Below are 16063 nucleotides of genomic sequence, written 5' to 3' on the forward strand. Positions count from 1 at the left end.
TTCCCTCCGGTCCGGGCACGGTCCCCCGCGCCCGGACCGGAGGGGTCAGGCGGTGTCCGGCGCGGGGGCCGCGACCTCGAACCACACCAGCTTGCCCGTGCTCAGCCGGGTCGCGCCCCAGCTCCGCGCCAGCCGCTGCACCAGGTACAGGCCGCGGCCTCCCTCGTCGGCCGGGCCGGCCTGCCGCAGCCTCGGGAGCTGCGGCACGTCGTCCCCGACCTCGCAGCGCAGCACACCGGTGCGCAGCAACCGGACGGTGACGGGCCGCTCCGCGTACCGGACGGCGTTCGTGACGACCTCGCTGACCAGCAGCTCCACCGAGTCCTCGATCTCCTGGAGGTCCCAGCGGGCCAGGCTCTCGCGGACCAGGCGGCGGGCCTCGCGGACCGACTCGGCCTTCGGTTCGAGCCGCAGGAACGCCACGGCCTCCGGCGCGATGCCCTCGAACCGCGCGGCGAGGATCGCGATGTCGTCGTCCCGGTCGCCCGGGCCGACGATGTCGAGGATCTCGTCACACATCGGTTCGAGCGGCAGTGCGGCGTCCGGCCGGGTGAGGCGGGAGATCTCGGCCAGCTTCTCCCGCAACTGCTCCACACCGGCCCACACGTCCCGCGCACGCGACTCGACCAGGCCGTCCGTGTACAGGACGAGGGTCGCGCCGGCCGGGGCGTCGATCTCCACCGTCTCGAAGTCGACACCGCCCACACCGATCGGGGCGTTCGGCGGGAGTTCGAGCACCTCCGTGGAGCCGTCCTGGTGCAGCAGGACGGGCGGTGGATGACCGGCGTTGGCGGCCGTGATGCGGTGCGCGACCGGGTCGTACACGGCGTACAGGCAGGTCGCCATGCGATCGGTACCGAGCCGCTGTGCCTGCTCGTCGAGGTGGTGCATGACCTCCTGCGGCGGCAGGTCGAGCCCGGCGAGGGTCTGCACGGTCGTCCGGAGCTGACCCATGATCGCGGCGGATGTCGTGGAGTGCCCCATCACATCGCCGACGACCAGCGCGACCCGGCTGCCCGGCAGGGGGATCGTGTCGTACCAGTCGCCGCCGACACGCGCCGACTGCGCGGCCGGCAGGTACCGGCTGGCCAGCCGCACACCGGTCGGCTCGGGCAGGTCGTCCGGCAGCATCGTGCGCTGGAGCTCGTCCGCGATGGACGCCTCACGGCCGTAGAGCACGGCCTTGTCCACGCCGAGCGCGGAGTGCGTGGCGAGCTGCGCGGCGACCTGGAGGTCCTCCTGCTCGAACGCGGCCCGGTCCCGGGTCCGCGCGAACACCGCGGCGCCGATCACGCGCCGCCGCCCCCGCAGCGGCGCGACGATGACCCGCCGGCCGTCGGGCAGGTCCGTGACACCGGTGAGCTCCCGCAGCGCCGCGCGCGGCACCTGGGACTCGGTGAAGACCGGCCGGACGCCGCGCAGCACCTCGGCGAGCGGCCCGTTGCCCCGCACCTCGACCTGGGGCGTCGGGTCGCCCAGCAGCGCCGGCAGCCCGGCGGGCCGCTCCGACGCGCGCGAACCGCCGAACGCGAGCTGCTCCGGGATGCGGTCACTGCGCCGCAGCCTCAGCACCCAGGGCGAGACCGGCTGTTCGTCACCGACCGGGAGGGGGTGGCGCAGGTAGACGAGCGTCACGTCGGAGAACGTCGGGACCGAGGAACGGCACAGCCCGAGCACGATCTCGTCCAGGTCCATGCCGCGCGCGATGCGGCGGGTCGCCGACCCCACGAACCGCAGCCGGTCGGCCTCCCTGATCCCGCCGCCGTCACCGTCGGCCCCGCCGCCGTCGTGACCTCCCGCCGGCGGCCGGATCGGCGGGTGCTCCGACGGGGCGGACTCGGAGCGGGCGTGCGGCAGTGCCCGGCTCTCGGCGAACGTGGTCACGTCCGCCGTGCGAGCCGCGGGCTGCGGTGGGGTCGGGTCCGTCACGAGGGGATGTCCATCCAGGCTGGCACTGCGGAAACTGACGTGCGGTGTGGGGGGTTGTGCGGTTGTGCGGTCGTGGGGACCGATCCTACGGTCGCGACAGGGGGGGCTATCAAGAGGCCCGAGGGTGATCGGGCAGCCGTCCGGCGCCCGTACCGGCGGGTAGCGCGCTTCCCGGCCGGTCCCAGTCCCCGGGGAGACGCGGGGTCGGCCAGCGCGGGTCGGGGCGCCAGGCGGGCCAGTTGTCGGAGAACGGCGGCCCCCAGTCGGTGATCAGCCGGACCGCGGCGCGGCCGGCCGCCCCGATGCGCGCCGCCTGCTCGGCGTCGAGCAGACCCGCCTGCTGCGCCTGGGCGAACTCGTCCTCGTCGCGCCACTCCCAGCACCGGTCCGGGTAGACGGCGATGTCGAGGAAGTGGTCCTCGGAGTCGACGCCACCGGGCCAGCGGCGCCTGGGCTCCTCCAGGTTGACGTACCAGTTCTTGAAGGACCACTGCCGGTCCCAGAAGAGCCACACGGACCAGGGCTCACCCGGCCGCGCGAGCTTCAGCACCCCGGCGCCGGACCAGCGCGACCGCACGGTCGTCCGCGGCTTCGTGTAGCGGGTGGCGAGGGGCTCCAGGTGCACGGGGGTACCGTCCGCCAGCTCGGGCTTGACGCACTCGGTGCCCGGGGCGAGCCAGACGGCCAGGAGGTCCGGGGTGTCGCGGACGACGGTCACGGGGCGGCAGATGTGGAACCGCCCCGCGCTGCCGCCCGCGCCGTTGGCCCGGTAGCGCCACAGGATCTGGTCGCCCGGGCGCCACGGATGCGCGCCGCCGTCCCTGTCGGTCCGGTCCGTTCCCGTTGTCATCTCCACATGGTATGGGGGACGGCACGGACGGCGGGCGCATCCGGACGGAACGGGTGGGGTCAGGGGTGTGTCATGCGGAGGACGTCCAAGGCCTCGTCGAGCTGTTCGAGCGTGAGGTCACCGCGCTCGACGTAGCCGCCGTCGAGGACCGCCTCGCGGATGGTCTTGCGCTCCTTCAGGGCGCGCTTGGCGACCTTCGCCGCCTCCTCGTACCCGATGTAGCGGTTGAGGGGGGTGACGACGGACGGCGAGGACTCGGCGTACTCCCGGGCGCGTTCGGCGTTGGCGGTGATGCCGTCCACCGTGCGGTCGGCGAGGAGGCGGGAGGCGTTCGCGAGGAGGCGGATCGACTCCAGCAGGTTCTTCGCGATGACGGGGAGCATGACGTTCAGCTCGAAGTTGCCCGCGGCGCCGGCGGTGGTGACGGTGAGGTCGTTGCCGATGACCTGGGCGGCGACCATGAGGACGGCCTCGGGGATGACCGGGTTGACCTTGCCGGGCATGATCGACGAGCCGGGCTGGAGGTCGGGCAGCGCGATCTCGGCGAGACCGGTGCGCGGCCCGGAGGACATCCAGCGCAGGTCGTTGCAGATCTTGGTGAGCGACACGGCGATCGTGCGGAGCTGGCCGGACGTCTCGACCAGGCCGTCGCGCGCGCCCTGCGCCTCGAAGTGGTCGCGGGCCTCGGTCAGCGGCAGGCCGGTGACGCGGGCGACCTCGGCGATGACGGCGGCGGAGAAGCCGGGCGGGGTGTTGATGCCGGTGCCGACGGCGGTGCCGCCGAGGGGGAGTTCCGCGAGGCGGGGCAGCGCGGCGTCCAGCCGCTCGACGCCGTACCGGATCTGCGCGGCGTACCCGTTGAACTCCTGGCCGAGCGTGACGGGCGTCGCGTCCATCAGGTGGGTGCGGCCGGACTTGACGACGCCCGCGAACTCGGCGCCCTTGCGCTCCAGCGCGTCGGCGAGGTGGCCGAGGGCCGGGATCAGCTCGCCGGTGACGGCACCGGTGGCCGCGATGTGGATGGACGAGGGGAAGACGTCGTTCGACGACTGGCTGGCGTTGACGTGGTCGTTGGGGTGCACCGGGCGGCCGAGGCGCTCGGTGGCGAGGGTGGCCAGCACCTCGTTGGTGTTCATGTTCGACGACGTGCCGGAGCCGGTCTGGAACACGTCGATCGGGAAGTGGGCGTCCCAGGTGCCCTCGGCCACCTCGTCGGCGGCCGCGACGATGGCCTCCGCCATGTCCTTCTCGATGACGCCCAGCTCGGCGTTGACGGTGGCCGCCGCCGCCTTGATACGGGCGAGGGCCGCGATGTGCGCGCGCTCGATGCCCTGTCCGGAGATGGGGAAGTTCTCCACGGCCCGCTGGGTCTGCGCACGCCACTTCGCGTCCGCCGGTACCCGCACCTCGCCCATGGAGTCGTGCTCGATGCGGAATTCGTTGCTACCACTCATGGCCACGAATCTACCCGGCGGGGTCAGGCGAGGTTGAGGCGCTTCCCACCGAGCGCCCGGCGGGCGGGACGGGTGCGCAGCGCGCCGTACGTCCGGTGCAGTTCGGCGGCGAGCGCGGTGGCCTCGGGAGCCGAGCCGAACGCGCCCAGGCGTACGCAGGCACGCAGCGTGGGCCAGCCGTCGGGACCGTAGTAGCGGGCGAGGTCGGGGATGACGGCGGCCCAGGCGGCGGGGGTGTCGGCGGCCTCGGCCGCGGCGACGCGGGTGCGGAGGGCGCCGGCGGCGCTGGGCCGCAGGCGGGCGGCGAGGCGCGGGAGGGGAGCCGGGGCGGGTGCGGGGACGGGCTCGGGCACGGAGTCCTGGACGGGCTCGGACTCGGGCTCCGGCTCCGGCTCCGGCTCGGGAGCCGGCTCGGGCTCGGGAGCCGGCTCGGGCTGCCGTTCGGGTTCGGGTTCCGGCTCGGGCGTCGGCTCGGGCTGCCGTTCGGGTTCCGGCTCGGGAGCCGGACCGTGGCGCAGGTCACGGGTCGGCAGGTCGCGCAACGGGCGGGCACCGAGGCGCGCGCCCAGCTCGCGGAGCCGGTCCCGGACGGCCGCCGCGTGGGCCGGCCGGTCCCCCGGCCGCTTGGCGAGGAGCCGCAGCACGAGGTCCTCGACGTCCGCCGGTATGCCGGACCGCACCTCGCCTGGCCGCTGCGGCGTCTCGTGGACATGCCGGTAGAGGACCTGCATCACCGTGCCGCCGGGCGCGAACACCGTCCGCCCGGTGAGCATCTGGAACAGGACGCAGCCCAGCGCGTACAGGTCCGTCCTGCCGTCCACGGGGTCGCCGAGGCACTGTTCCGGCGCCATGTAGTCGGGCGTGCCGATGGCCGTGCCGGTGGCGGTCAGGGACGTGCGCTGCCGGTCGCTCAGCCCTTCCGCGAACCGGGCGATGCCGAAATCGAGGAGCTTGACGCGGTTGCGCGTCAGCATGATGTTGGCGGGCTTCAGGTCCCGGTGGACGATGCGGACGCCCGGCGCGTGGGCCGCGGCGAGGGCGTCGGCGATCTGCGCCGCCCACTCCAGGACGTCCGGCAGCGGCGGCGGCCCGTCGTCGGCGAGCAGCCGGTCCAGGGAACGGCCCGGCACCAGCTCCATCACGAGGAAGACGGTGGGCCGGCCGTCGAACTCGCCGGTGAACAGGTCGTGGACCGTGACGATGTGCGGGTGGGCGAGGCGTGCGATGGCCAGGGCCTCGCGCTCCAGCCGCTCGACGAGGTCGGCGTCCCCGCCCTCGCTCGCGGTCTTGAGGGCGACGTCGCGCCGCAGCCGCTCGTCGTGGGCGCGCCAGACCTGGCCCATGCCGCCCTCACCGAGTTTGCGGACGAGCCGGTAGCGGCCCTCCAGCGTGTCACCGGTCGTCACCATGGTCTCCCCCGTTCCCCACGCGGTGTCGGTGGCGCGGCTTAGGATGACACAGCGGGTGGCCGAGGGGGCACGAATGCGGGGACGGGATCGGGCGGTCGGGGCTGGGCGGGGGTGGTCGCGGGGCGGGGCCGCGGCCCTGGTGGCGGCCGTCCTCGCGGTCCTGCTGGCGGCCGCAGCACTGACCGCCCCGCCCGCGCGGGCCGCCGGTCAGCTCGACGAGGCAGCCGCCGCCCTGGCGGACGGCCCCGGTGTGTGGGTGGCCGACGGGTACGAGGGCGCGAGCGACGAGGCCGTCGCCCTCATGAACGCGCGGTACGCCCGCGCGGAGACACCGATCCGCGTCGCGCTGGTCACGGAGGACATCGGCCGGGACGACTCGGCGGCCGAGCGGCTGGCGTCGGCCGTGGGCGAGCCCGGCGTCTACATCGTGCGCAGCGAGGTGGACACCCCGCTGTCCGACCTCCCCGAGACATGGGAGGCGGCGGCGGTCACGGCCGCCGGCGTCTCCATGGACGACCTGCTGGACGAGGAGCTGGCCCGCGCCGGCATCGGCACGGGGGACTTCCTGCTCAGCCTCCCGGACGCGCTGGACGGCGACCTCCGCCCCTGGGTGGCCTCCACCACCGGCGAGGAGCCCGTCTTCGTGGACCCGGCGGTTGAGGAGGCGTTCCCGCACATCGGCGCGAGCGTCATCACCGGCGCGTTCGTCGGTGCCCCGGAGATACGGGTCGCCGTCGTCTCAGGTCTCGGCGGCGACGACGAGGCGGCCCGTTCGTCGATGCTCGACGACCTGCCGCCGGACGGGGCCGCGGTGCTGCTGCGCTGGGATGGCACGTATTTCGCGCCCTCCGTCGTGGCCGGGTCCGCCCTGCCCTTCGACAACGCCGACCTCGAGGGAGTCGTGGGGGGCACCGGCGGCACGGACGTCCCGGCCGGTGAGGTCGTGGAGCGGCTCGAACTGCTGGCCGCGACGGTGGGCCGGGACCCGCTTGACCTGGCGCGCGGCACGCTGGCGGACGGCGGCGTCTTCGTCCACCCGGGCATATCCGACGGCCGCACCACTTACGAGGAACTCATCGACTACCAGGAGCGCCTGGCCGAGTGGCACCCGTGGCTCCGGGTGGCGTTCCTGCCCGAGGAAGTGCTGGAGCTGCGGATGGGGGACGAGATGCCCGCGACCGGACCGGGCCTGGCCGAGCTGCTCTCGATCGACGGGACGGACACCGCGGTGTACCTGGTGTCCCCGTACGACGGCGGGCGCATAACGGACCTGTCCCTCACCGGCAGCACGGGCTTCGTGGAGGAGGCCCGGTGGACGCAGGACGGTGACCCTTTCATCAAGGGCACGCTGGACGAGCTGCTGACCGTCGTCGCGGCCGAGGACAGCCCCGACGGCCCCGGCGGGGTCGCGTTCGACGTGGACTGGGCGGGGCTGCTCCCGTACCTGCTGGCGGTGGCGTGCGTCCTCGTGTTCTGGTTCGCGCTGGCGGTGGCTGCCCGCGCGTCGCGCCCCAAGCGGCGGCGGCGGGCCGTGGAGCGGAGCCGGAGCCGGCTCGCCGCCCTGACGGCCGCGGAGGCGGCCCGGGAGCGCGAGCAGGCGCGGGCGGCGGCGCTGGCCTGGCGGGAGGAGCTGGTCTCCCTCGGCGACGACCTCGCGGACCTGCCGGAGCCCGCGGGCGGATCGCGGCTGGAGTACGTCCAGCGGATGCGCGCCGAGTACGAGCGTCTGCTCGCCGCCGAGGAGGACACGCTGACGCGGGACGAGGTCGGCCTGGTCCGCACGGACGCCCGCCGGCTGCGCCGCCGGCTGGACTCCTGGCGCGGGTCGGCCGGCGGCGACGACCGGCACGCGCCGGCGGACAGCCGCTGACCCGGCGCGCCCGGTCCGGGACGGGCACCGTGTGCGTGCCGTCCCCGGACCGGGCGCCGTGTCACTCCGTGCGCAGGCCGTCCGGGCGCATCAGGCGCCACAGGACCGGCAGGCTTCCCAGGGTGACGAGGGCGATCATGCCCGCGCCCATGGCCAGCATCGGCCAGAACGCGAACCAGTTCCCCACCGGCAGGTCCACCATCCCCATCAGCAGGGCACCGAGCCCCGTGCCCACCGCCGATGCGACGAGCAGCCCGAGCGCCACCGGGACGGCGGACTGCCACAGCACCGAGAGGCCGAGCGTCGAGCGGCGCGTGCCGAAGGCGACCAGGACGGACAGCAGCCGCTTGCGTTCCCTGAGCTGCTCGACCGTCGCGACGATCATGCTGGCGGCGATGAGGACCATCACGGCGGTGGCGCCGACGAGCAGGCCGGTCCTGATGCTGTGGATCTCCTCGGACTGGGTCGTGTCCTGGATCTGCCACGTCGAGACCTGCCGCCCGTACGTCCAGGCGACGTTGCGCACCCGTTCCAGCACGTCCGTGTCGGCCGCGTCCACGCTCACCAGGACCGTGGTCAGAGGGCTGTCGAGCAGTTCTCTGTCCAGGGCCGCCGGGGTCGCGAAGACGCCCTCGTACGTGCTGCCCGCCGGATCGACGCGCGGCTCGGTGATCACGGCCGACGCGGGCACGGTCCAGGTGCCGCCCTCGTCGCCGGGGGCGACGGGCGTCGCGGCCTCGTCCGACGACTCGGGCAGGACGACGGTCTCGCCCGGCTCGGGAATGTACGACGAGCCGTCCTCGCCCGAGGTGCCCGCGAGGAAGACATCGCCGTCCGCGCACGCGTCGACGCGGATCATCTCCGCGAGGGTGGCGCAGTCGGCGATCCTGACCTCCGTGTAGCTGGTGTCCGTGGTGAAGTAGCCGCTCAGCGTGAACAGGGCCTCGGTGACCCCGTCCTGGGCCGCCATGTCGTCCGCCAGCCGCTCGCCCTCCTCCTGGCTCGTTCCGTACGCGGTGACCTCGATCTGCGCCCGGGACGAGTCCGCGCCCGTGGCGGTCGTCTGGTCCTCCTCCGAGCCCGCGAGCAGCATCGACAGGGCCGTCGCGCCCGCCACGGCGACCGTGATGCCGCTGACCGCCCGTGCCGCCGGGCCGCTGCCGAGCTGGAGGCGGCGGACGGCGAGCTGCCAGGGGACGGGGCCGCCGCGCAGGCGGCCGACGACGCGTTCGACGAGCCAGGGCAGGACCACCGTGGCGCTGATGAGGATCAGGACCACGCCGGAACCGGCCTGGACGAACGTCGCGGCGCTGGTCGATTCGAACGAGACGACGAACGGCGCGAGCAGCGCGATCCCGACGACGCCGGGCAGGACGCGCCAGGTGAGGCGCAGGCGGCGGTCACCGCTCTGCCGGACGACGCCGAGCGGTTCGATCACGACGCCGCGCAGGGCGAACAGCGTGACGAGAACCGAGGTCAGCGGCACGCCGACGGCGACGATCGCGGCGAGCAGCGGATCGGGCGTGAGGTCGGCCGAGTAGGAGGTGTACCCGCGGAGCGAGACGCTCTCGGCCCGGGAACGCGCGACGAGGAACAGCGCCGCGCCGAGGAGGACGCCGAGGACCGCTCCGGTCAGCGCCTCGCCCGCCGCCGTCCGCCGCGCCATGGCCGCGTCGGCGCCGAGGAGTCTGAGGGCGGCGAGCCGGCGGTCGCGGCGCTCACCGCCGATCCGCACGGCGGTGGCCACGAACACCGCGACGGGCATGAGCAGGACGATGCAGCCGATGACGATCAGGAGCGTGAGTTCGGGTCCCAGGGGATCCGACGAGATGGACATGCCCCAGTCACGGACGCGTCCCCCGAACTCCTCGTCATCGGCGAGCGTGTCGGTGCCGATGTAGTAGAACAGCTCGTCGGGGCCGCTCAGCCCGTCCGGGGCGATGGTGCCGACGCGGGTCGCGTCCAGGCGCTCGGCGAGGAGCGCGCCCTCGTCCGAGTCCAGGAGGCGGCCGAGCGCGGGTGAGACGACCATCTCCCCCGGGCCGGGGAACGCGTCCACGCCGGGCGGCGGTTCGGCCGTCGTACGGGCGCCCGCGTCCGGCTGGAGCCACAGACCGCCGATGTGGTCGCCGCGGTACTCGGTGCTTGCGGTGTCGAACCGGACGGTGTCGGACGCCGCCGCCATCGTCACGTCCGCCCAGTGCGGCTGACGGGCGTCCTCCCGGTCGGACCGGGCCTGGAGGAAGGCGGGGACGGACGCCGCCAGCAGCAGCACCGCCACCCCGAGCGCGACACCCACCGCGGTCAGGACGGTGCGGACGGCGCCGGACCGGCCGCCGGCCAGCGCGAAGCGGACCCCGATGCCCAGGTCGCGCCGCCAGGACGCGAACGCGCTCACACCGCCCCCGCCATGTCGCGGGCGCGCCCGTCACGGACGACGACCTCGCGGTGCGAGTAGGCGGCGACGCGCGACTCGTGGGTCACGAGGACGACGGCGGCCCCGGTGTCCTTCGCGGCGGCCACCAGCAGCTCCATGACGCGCTCGCCGTTGAGTGAGTCGAGGGCGCCGGTCGGCTCGTCGGCGAACAGCACGCGCGGCTCGTTGACCAGGGCGCGGGCCACGGCGACGCGCTGGCCCTGGCCGCCCGATATCTGGCCCGGCCGGTGGTGGCGCACGGAGTCGACCTCCAGGCGCGCGAGCCACTCGGTGGCGCGGCGCTCGGCCTCCTTGCGCGGGGTGCCGGTGAGGCGCAGCGGCAGGGCGACGTTCTCCGTGCAGGTCAGTTCGGGGACGAGCTGCCCGAACTGGAAGACGAACCCGAAGTCCGTGCAGCGCAGGGCGCTGCGCTCGGCGTCGGAGAGGCCGGCGAGGTCGCGGCCGGCGTAGTGGATGGTGCCCTCGTCCGGCCGCACGATGCCGGACAGGCAGTGCAGCAGGGTGGACTTGCCGGAGCCCGACGGCCCCATGACGGCCACCACCTCGCCGGAACGGATCCGGAAGTCGGCGCCGGCGAGGGCGGGCGTGCTGCCGTACGTCTTGTGCAGTCCGGTCGCGGACAGCAGCGCGGGCGCGTCCGGCCGGGAGGTCTGGTCGGTCATGTGTGGATCTCCAGTGCGAGCCGGTCGAGGCGGGCCGCGGTGAGTTCGAGCCAGCGCAGGTCGGCTTCGAGGTGGAAGAGTGCGTGGTCGCAGATGAGCTGGTCGGCGAGGTCGCCGTGCGTCTTGCGGCGGGTCAGCTCGCGCATGAGGCGCAGGTGCTCGGCGCGCTGCGTGTCGAGGAGCGCGTTGGCGTCCCGCTCGGTGAGGAGCGCGAGGACGACCTTCGTGTACAGGAGGCTCTGCAGGTACGGCTCGGGCTTCTCCGGCCGGGCGAGCCAGCCGGCGACGTCGGTGACGCCCGCGTCGGTGATGGCGTACCGCTTGCGCTCCGGTCCGCCGCCGGACTCCACGCCGTCCACCTCGACGAGACCGTTCTTCAGCAGCCGCGACATGGTGGCGTACACCTGGCCGTAGTGCAGGTTGCGGTCGTGGCCGAAGTGGGTGTCGAAGGCGCGCTTCAGGTCGTAGCCATGGCGTGGTCCGGCTTCCAGGAGGCCGAGCAGGGTGTGGCTGAGAGACATGCCGAGCACTATACACGCGATGTATACGCGTGGTGCATACCGGTGGAGAGGCCCGCCCGGCCTCCGTCTGGCAACTCCGGCCCCCGCCCTCGCGTCCGATCATCTAGCGTGGAAAAGCTACGAACGGGCACAGAGATGCCGACACGGACGGGGGCGCGATGTGAACGATCGACCGGCGCCGGAGCCGGACGGAGCGCCGCTCGGCGGCACCATCGACCGGACCCGGGAGCGGGACGAGGGCGCGGACGAGACCGCCGCCCCTCCGGCGGAGGCCCCCGCCGGCCCCGACGGCGCGCGCGCCCGGCTGCACGCCGCCGGCCGGCGCACCCTCGCCCGCACCGCCGCCGTCGCCCGCCACCCCTACTGGCAGCGCCCCGACCCCGACTGGCTCATACGCCGCTGGCCCGACCTCACCGCGTCACTCGCCGCCACGTTCTTCTTCTGGCTCTCCCTCACCCCCTCCCTCGTCCCCCGCCCCTGGTACTACCAGGGGCTGATCGGCGGCATCACCGCCGCCATCGGCTACGGCCTGGGCGCCCTGGTGAGCTGGCTGTTCCGGCTCCTGTCGCCCTGGGAGCCCGGCGAGCGGACCCGCGCCCGCTGCTGGCTGGCGTACTTCGTGGCCCTGCCGTTCGCCGTCGCGCTGATGCTGAGCCGCAGCGCCGACATGCAGCGCGAACTGCGCCGCCTCCAGGAACTCCCGCCCACCCTGACGTGGCACTCGCTGATGATCGCCCTCATCGCGCTCGTGGTCCTGGCGCTGCTGCTCCTCGTCGCCCGCGCCATCCGCCTCGGCACACGCTTCCTGACGCGGCTGCTCGGCCGGTTCGTGCCCTGGCCCGTCGCCGTCGCGCTCGGCCTCGCCGTGTCGACGACCGTCGTCGTGATCGGCACCCGCGACGTCGTGTGGGACCAGGGCGTCCTCGGCATCGCGAGCCGCATCGCCGCCGCGAAGGACCGCAGCACGGACGAGGGCGTCATGCGGCCGTACTCCCCCACCCTCTCCGGCAGCCCCGACTCCCTCATCGCCTGGGACGACCTCGGCAACAAGGGCCGCACCTTCACCGGAACGGCCCTGAGCGCCGGCGACATCTCCGATTTCACCGGCGCGGACGCCCTCGACCCGATCCGCGTCTACGTCGGCCGCAAGGCCTACGACGACTTCGCCGACGGCGCCCAGCTCGCCGTGCAGGAGCTGGAACGCACCGGCGCCTTCGACCGGTCCGTCCTGGCCGTCACCGGCACCACGGGCACCGGCTGGGTGAACCCGACGACCGTCGAGGCCCTGGAGTACATGTACGGCGGGGACACCGCCGTCGTCACGATGCAGTACTCGTACCTGCCGAGCTGGGCCTCGTTCATGGTCGACCGGGACGAGGCCGGTCTCGCGACCGAGGCGCTCTTCGACGCCGTCCACGCGCGCTGGGAGCAGGAGCCCGAGGAGGACCGGCCCGAACTCCTCGTCTTCGGCGAGAGCCTGGCCGTCTCCGCCGTGGAGGCGGCGTTCGACGACCTCGACGACCTGCTGGAGCGCACCGACGGCGCGCTCCTCATCGGCCCGCCGGACTTCAGCCCCATCCACAGCGAGCTTGTCGAGCGGCGCGACCCCGGCAGCCCGGTCTGGCGTCCCCAGTACGACGACGGACGGCACGTGCGCTTCGGGCAGTTCCCCGACCGGGACCTCGCGCTGCCCGAGGGCGAGCCGTGGCTGGAGCCGCGCGTCGTCTACCTGCAGAACGCGTCCGACCCCGTCGTGTGGTGGTCGCCCGACCTCCTGTTCCAGCGCCCCGACTGGCTGAACGAGCCGCTCGGCCCGGACGTGACCTCGGCGATCGACTGGTTCCCCTTCGTCAGCTTCTGGCAGACGACCGTCGACATGGCCGTGTCGTACGGCGCGCCCGCCCCGCACGGCCACCGGTACGGCTCCAACCCCGTCTGGGCCTGGGCCGCCATCACCCGGCCGGACGGCTGGACCGAGGACGACTCGCGGCGCCTCGGGGAACTCCTCGAACTCCGCCACCCGCCGACTCACGGCTGGGCCGGCTGACCCGCGGGACCCCGGCAGCGCGGTGGCCCGCCGCCCCTCCCCCGTGCGGGGCGGGACGGCGGGCCACCACCGGTCCGTACGGCGTCAGACGCCGCCGCCGCTGCCCTCCGGCGTACCCGACCCGGACGACGGCACGGACGGGCTCACCTCGGCGATCGTCGCGCCGCCGGCGGCCGAGTGCCCGGCACGCTGATCCGCCTCCTCCTGGTACGCCCGCAGGTAGCTGACGACCGTACTGGTCACGGCGATCAGCGGCACCGCCACGATCGCGCCCGGAATGCCCGCGAGCATCGACCCCGCCGCGACACCGAGCACCACGGCCAGCGGATGCACCCGCACCATGCGGCCGAGGATGAACGGCTGCAGGATGTGCCCCTCGATCTGCTGCACCAGCAGCACGACGCCGAGGACCAGCAGGGCGTCGACCACCCCGTTGGTGACGAGCGCGACCAGCACCGCCAGCGCGCCCGACGCGATCGCGCCGACCAGCGGCACGAACGACGACAGGAACACGATGACCGCCAGCGGCACCGCCATCGGGACATCGATGACGAGCAGCCCGATGCCGATGCCGATCGCGTCGATCATGGCGACGATCACCGTGCCGCGCACATAGCCGGTCAGCGTGATCCACGCCCGCGGCCCGGCGCCCGCGACCCCCTCGCGCGCCGCCCGCGGCACCAGCCGCAGGAACCAGCTCCACACGCCCGCGCCGTCGTACAGCAGGAACAGGACCACGAACAGTGTGATGCCGGCGCCGCTGAAGAACTCCATGGCGTAGTTCACGCCTTCGAGGCCGGCGGACGTCAGCTCGCTGCTGTGGTCGCTGATCCAGTCGTTGAGCTGCTGCACCCACTCGTCGAGGTTGTCCTCGGTGATGTCGAACGGCAGCTCCATCACCCAGTCGCGCAGGGTGCGGATACCGTCCTGCACCTGGTCGACGAGGTCCTCGGTGTTCTCGATGATCTGCCAGACGACGAACCAGCCGATCAGTCCCATGACCGCGAAGCCGCCGAACGCCGTCACCGCCGTCGCCGCGCCCCGGCTGAAACCGAGCCGCTTCAGCCATCCGACGACCGGCTGCAGCAGCGCGGTGATCAGCAGGCCGGCGGCGAACGAGATCACCAGCAGGCTGACGGCGCCGACGACCTCCATCAGCACCCACAGCACACCGGCCAGCACCAGCAGGCGCCAGCCGGCCTCCGCCGCGACCCGTACGCCCCACGGAATGGCGTCGGCGGGCTCGGGACGGCGCGGCCCCGGCGCGGCGGCGGCCCGCGGTTCGGCGGGAACGTCCCCGCCACCGCCGGCGGAACCGGCTTCTCCCGCCCGGACGGTGACCCCGGCCCCCTTGTCCAGGGGGACGGCCCCCGCCGGCTGCTCGCCGGCGCCCGGACCGTCCGCCCACGCGGCGCCGTCGGCTCCGGCGTCCGCGGCCGCCACCGGCTCGTCCGCCGCCGGCCGGGACGTCCCGCCCTCCGCGTCGGACCGCTCCGGCGCGGCGGCGTACCGGCGCGCGCCCGTCACCTCGGCCATGCCGCGCTCGGCGGCCTCGCGCTCCCGGCGTTCCTGCTCGCGCTCGGCCTCGCCCCGCAGGCCCGAGACTCTCCTGCCGAGCCGGGACACCCTGGCCCCGAACCGGCTCAGTCGTGACATCCCGATTCCCTCCGCCCCCATGTGCTCGCACGCTTCGCGGACCGACGTTACCGTGCGGACCGCGCGGCGGGACCTCCGGCAGGGCATGCTCAAGTCCCCGTGTCAGTTCTGACACGGGGACTTGACCGGAAAGAGACGCGCCCTCGCGGGCGGGCCCGTCAGTACCAGTTGTTCACGGACCAGAAGTCCCAGGCACCGCAGGGGCTGCCGTAGCGGCTCTCCATGTAGTTGAGACCCCACTTGATCTGCGTGGCGGGGTTGGTCTGCCAGTCGGCGCCGGCCGAGGCCATCTTCGAACCGGGCAGCGCCTGCATGAGGCCGTACGCGCCCGACGACGGGTTCTGGGCCTGGTAGTTCCAGCTGCTCTCGTGGTCCACGATGTTGGAGAAGCACTGGAACTGGTCGGCGGCCACCATCTGGCGGGCGATGGCCTGTACCTCGGCGGCGGTGTAGGAGCTCTGCACCGGCGCGGTCGCGGTGGACCCCGACGACGCGTTCTGCGTCTCCTGGAGCTGCTCCCGCTCGCGGGCCTCCTCCGCTTCGCGCTGCTCCTCGGCCTGCCGCTCGTGCGCGGCCTCGGCGGCCTGCACGCGCGCCGACTCCTGCGCGGCACGCAGGGTGTCCGCGTCGGCGGTCGCGGCCAGCGTGTCCGCCTGCTGCGTCAGCGACGCGGTGTGCAGCTGGGTATCCGCTCCAGCGGGTATCTCGGCGAGCAGCGTCGCGTCGGCAGCGACCACCTCGACCGGATCGGCCGAACGGCCCTGCTCATCCCCCGAGGCGACACCGACGGCAGCGCCGACGGTGGTCACCGCGGTGGCGGACGCCACTGCGAATCCCCGGACCGAAATCCCGGTCACACGGTTTCCTTCCGACATCGACCGCGCGATGACCACGCGGGCGCAATCCCGCCCCTGACACGGTCCTCCCCGGATGGATGAAGCTGAAGGAGGCACTGGCCCGGCCGGAGCCCCGCGCGCGAGGTGCGCGTGGAACTCACGTGGTGCTTCGGGCGGCATACGGCGATCGGCTGTTCAGTTGTCAAACGCAGTCCTTGCGGTGTCCCCGATGGGGGACAGCGGTTGCCGTATGCGGGGCCTGACAGACGGACACACTGCCGGAAGCCGCTGCCCCGAGGCAATTCGCCCCCATGTGGGAAAGGTCACATGCCCCATGGGCTTGTCAACCGTCTTTGACTCGTGACGGTCCGTCTGCCAGCGGGTTTCCGCGG

Annotated in this window: 11 protein-coding genes; 2 read left to right on the plus strand and 9 right to left on the minus strand. The window is 73.8% G+C overall.

Going from position 1 to position 16063, the window contains the following annotated elements; genetic code table 11:
* Positions 1 to 45: 45 nt before the first annotated feature.
* The 4 genes from EMA09_RS10195 to EMA09_RS10210 all read right to left on the minus strand — a co-directional run bounded on the left by EMA09_RS10195 (position 46) and on the right by EMA09_RS10210 (position 5642).
* A complete protein-coding gene (locus EMA09_RS10195; protein ID WP_240796334.1) occupies positions 46 to 1929 on the minus strand; it encodes a SpoIIE family protein phosphatase in 1884 nt (627 codons plus the stop codon).
* A 109-nt stretch (positions 1930 to 2038) separates the two neighbouring features.
* Complete coding sequence (locus EMA09_RS10200) at positions 2039 to 2779, minus strand: DUF402 domain-containing protein (RefSeq protein ID WP_129840752.1); 741 nt, start codon at positions 2777 to 2779, stop codon at positions 2039 to 2041.
* 59 nt (positions 2780 to 2838) lie between these two features.
* The gene (locus tag EMA09_RS10205) at positions 2839 to 4233 is read right to left on the minus strand and encodes a class II fumarate hydratase (protein WP_129840753.1); all 1395 of its coding nucleotides are present in this window, start codon (positions 4231 to 4233) and stop codon (positions 2839 to 2841) included.
* A gap of 23 nt (positions 4234 to 4256) precedes the next feature.
* Complete coding sequence (locus EMA09_RS10210) at positions 4257 to 5642, minus strand: serine/threonine-protein kinase (protein ID WP_129840754.1); 1386 nt, start codon at positions 5640 to 5642, stop codon at positions 4257 to 4259.
* Positions 5643 to 5715: 73 nt separating this feature from the next.
* Between EMA09_RS10210 and EMA09_RS10215 the strand changes: the two genes are divergently transcribed.
* Positions 5716 to 7512 (plus strand): hypothetical protein, encoded by a 1797-nt coding sequence (locus EMA09_RS10215; protein ID WP_129840755.1) that lies wholly within the window; start codon positions 5716 to 5718, stop codon positions 7510 to 7512.
* Between the two features lie 61 nt (positions 7513 to 7573).
* Here EMA09_RS10215 and EMA09_RS10220 read toward each other — a convergent pair whose 3' ends face one another.
* The 3 genes from EMA09_RS10220 to EMA09_RS10230 are packed head-to-tail and all read right to left on the minus strand — an operon-like array spanning position 7574 to position 11132.
* On the minus strand, positions 7574 to 9910 hold the full coding sequence (locus tag EMA09_RS10220) for an FtsX-like permease family protein (protein WP_129840756.1): 2337 nt from the start codon (positions 9908 to 9910) through the stop codon (positions 7574 to 7576).
* Complete coding sequence (locus EMA09_RS10225; protein ID WP_129840757.1) at positions 9907 to 10611, minus strand: ABC transporter ATP-binding protein; 705 nt, start codon at positions 10609 to 10611, stop codon at positions 9907 to 9909. Before EMA09_RS10225 ends, EMA09_RS10220 begins: the two co-directional genes overlap by 4 nt.
* Entirely contained in the window at positions 10608 to 11132 is a 525-nt protein-coding gene (locus EMA09_RS10230) for a PadR family transcriptional regulator (protein WP_129840758.1), read from the minus strand. Before EMA09_RS10230 ends, EMA09_RS10225 begins: the two co-directional genes overlap by 4 nt.
* 304 nt (positions 11133 to 11436) lie before the next feature.
* Between EMA09_RS10230 and EMA09_RS10235 the strand changes: the two genes are divergently transcribed.
* A complete protein-coding gene (locus EMA09_RS10235) occupies positions 11437 to 13179 on the plus strand; it encodes an alpha/beta-hydrolase family protein (RefSeq protein ID WP_240796650.1) in 1743 nt (580 codons plus the stop codon).
* An 84-nt stretch (positions 13180 to 13263) separates the two neighbouring features.
* Here the strand turns inward: EMA09_RS10235 and EMA09_RS10240 are convergent, their stop codons facing one another.
* Both EMA09_RS10240 and EMA09_RS10245 read right to left on the minus strand, forming a co-directional pair.
* Positions 13264 to 14835 (minus strand): AI-2E family transporter, encoded by a 1572-nt coding sequence (locus tag EMA09_RS10240; RefSeq protein ID WP_129840760.1) that lies wholly within the window; start codon positions 14833 to 14835, stop codon positions 13264 to 13266.
* Positions 14836 to 14993: 158 nt separating this feature from the next.
* On the minus strand, positions 14994 to 15692 hold the full coding sequence (locus EMA09_RS10245) for a transglycosylase SLT domain-containing protein (protein ID WP_129840761.1): 699 nt from the start codon (positions 15690 to 15692) through the stop codon (positions 14994 to 14996).
* Between the last annotated feature and the right edge of the window lie 371 nt (positions 15693 to 16063).

The sequence above is a fragment of the Streptomyces sp. RFCAC02 genome (genome assembly GCF_004193175.1).
Taxonomy (GTDB): Bacteria; Actinomycetota; Actinomycetes; order Streptomycetales; family Streptomycetaceae; genus Streptomyces.

What these genes read in the sequence shown, in the direction of transcription:
- EMA09_RS10230 (WP_129840758.1), bottom strand. Translation starts at nt 11,132, where the DNA reads ATGTCTCTCAGCCACACCCTGCTCGGCCTCCTGGAAGCCGGACCACGC.
- EMA09_RS10210 (WP_129840754.1), bottom strand. Translation starts at nt 5,642, where the DNA reads ATGGTGACGACCGGTGACACGCTGGAGGGCCGCTACCGGCTCGTCCGC.
- EMA09_RS10240 (WP_129840760.1), bottom strand. Translation starts at nt 14,835, where the DNA reads ATGTCACGACTGAGCCGGTTCGGGGCCAGGGTGTCCCGGCTCGGCAGG.
- EMA09_RS10215 (WP_129840755.1), top strand. Translation starts at nt 5,716, where the DNA reads ATGCGGGGACGGGATCGGGCGGTCGGGGCTGGGCGGGGGTGGTCGCGG.
- EMA09_RS10225 (WP_129840757.1), bottom strand. Translation starts at nt 10,611, where the DNA reads ATGACCGACCAGACCTCCCGGCCGGACGCGCCCGCGCTGCTGTCCGCG.
- EMA09_RS10205 (WP_129840753.1), bottom strand. Translation starts at nt 4,233, where the DNA reads ATGAGTGGTAGCAACGAATTCCGCATCGAGCACGACTCCATGGGCGAG.
- EMA09_RS10200 (WP_129840752.1), bottom strand. Translation starts at nt 2,779, where the DNA reads ATGACAACGGGAACGGACCGGACCGACAGGGACGGCGGCGCGCATCCG.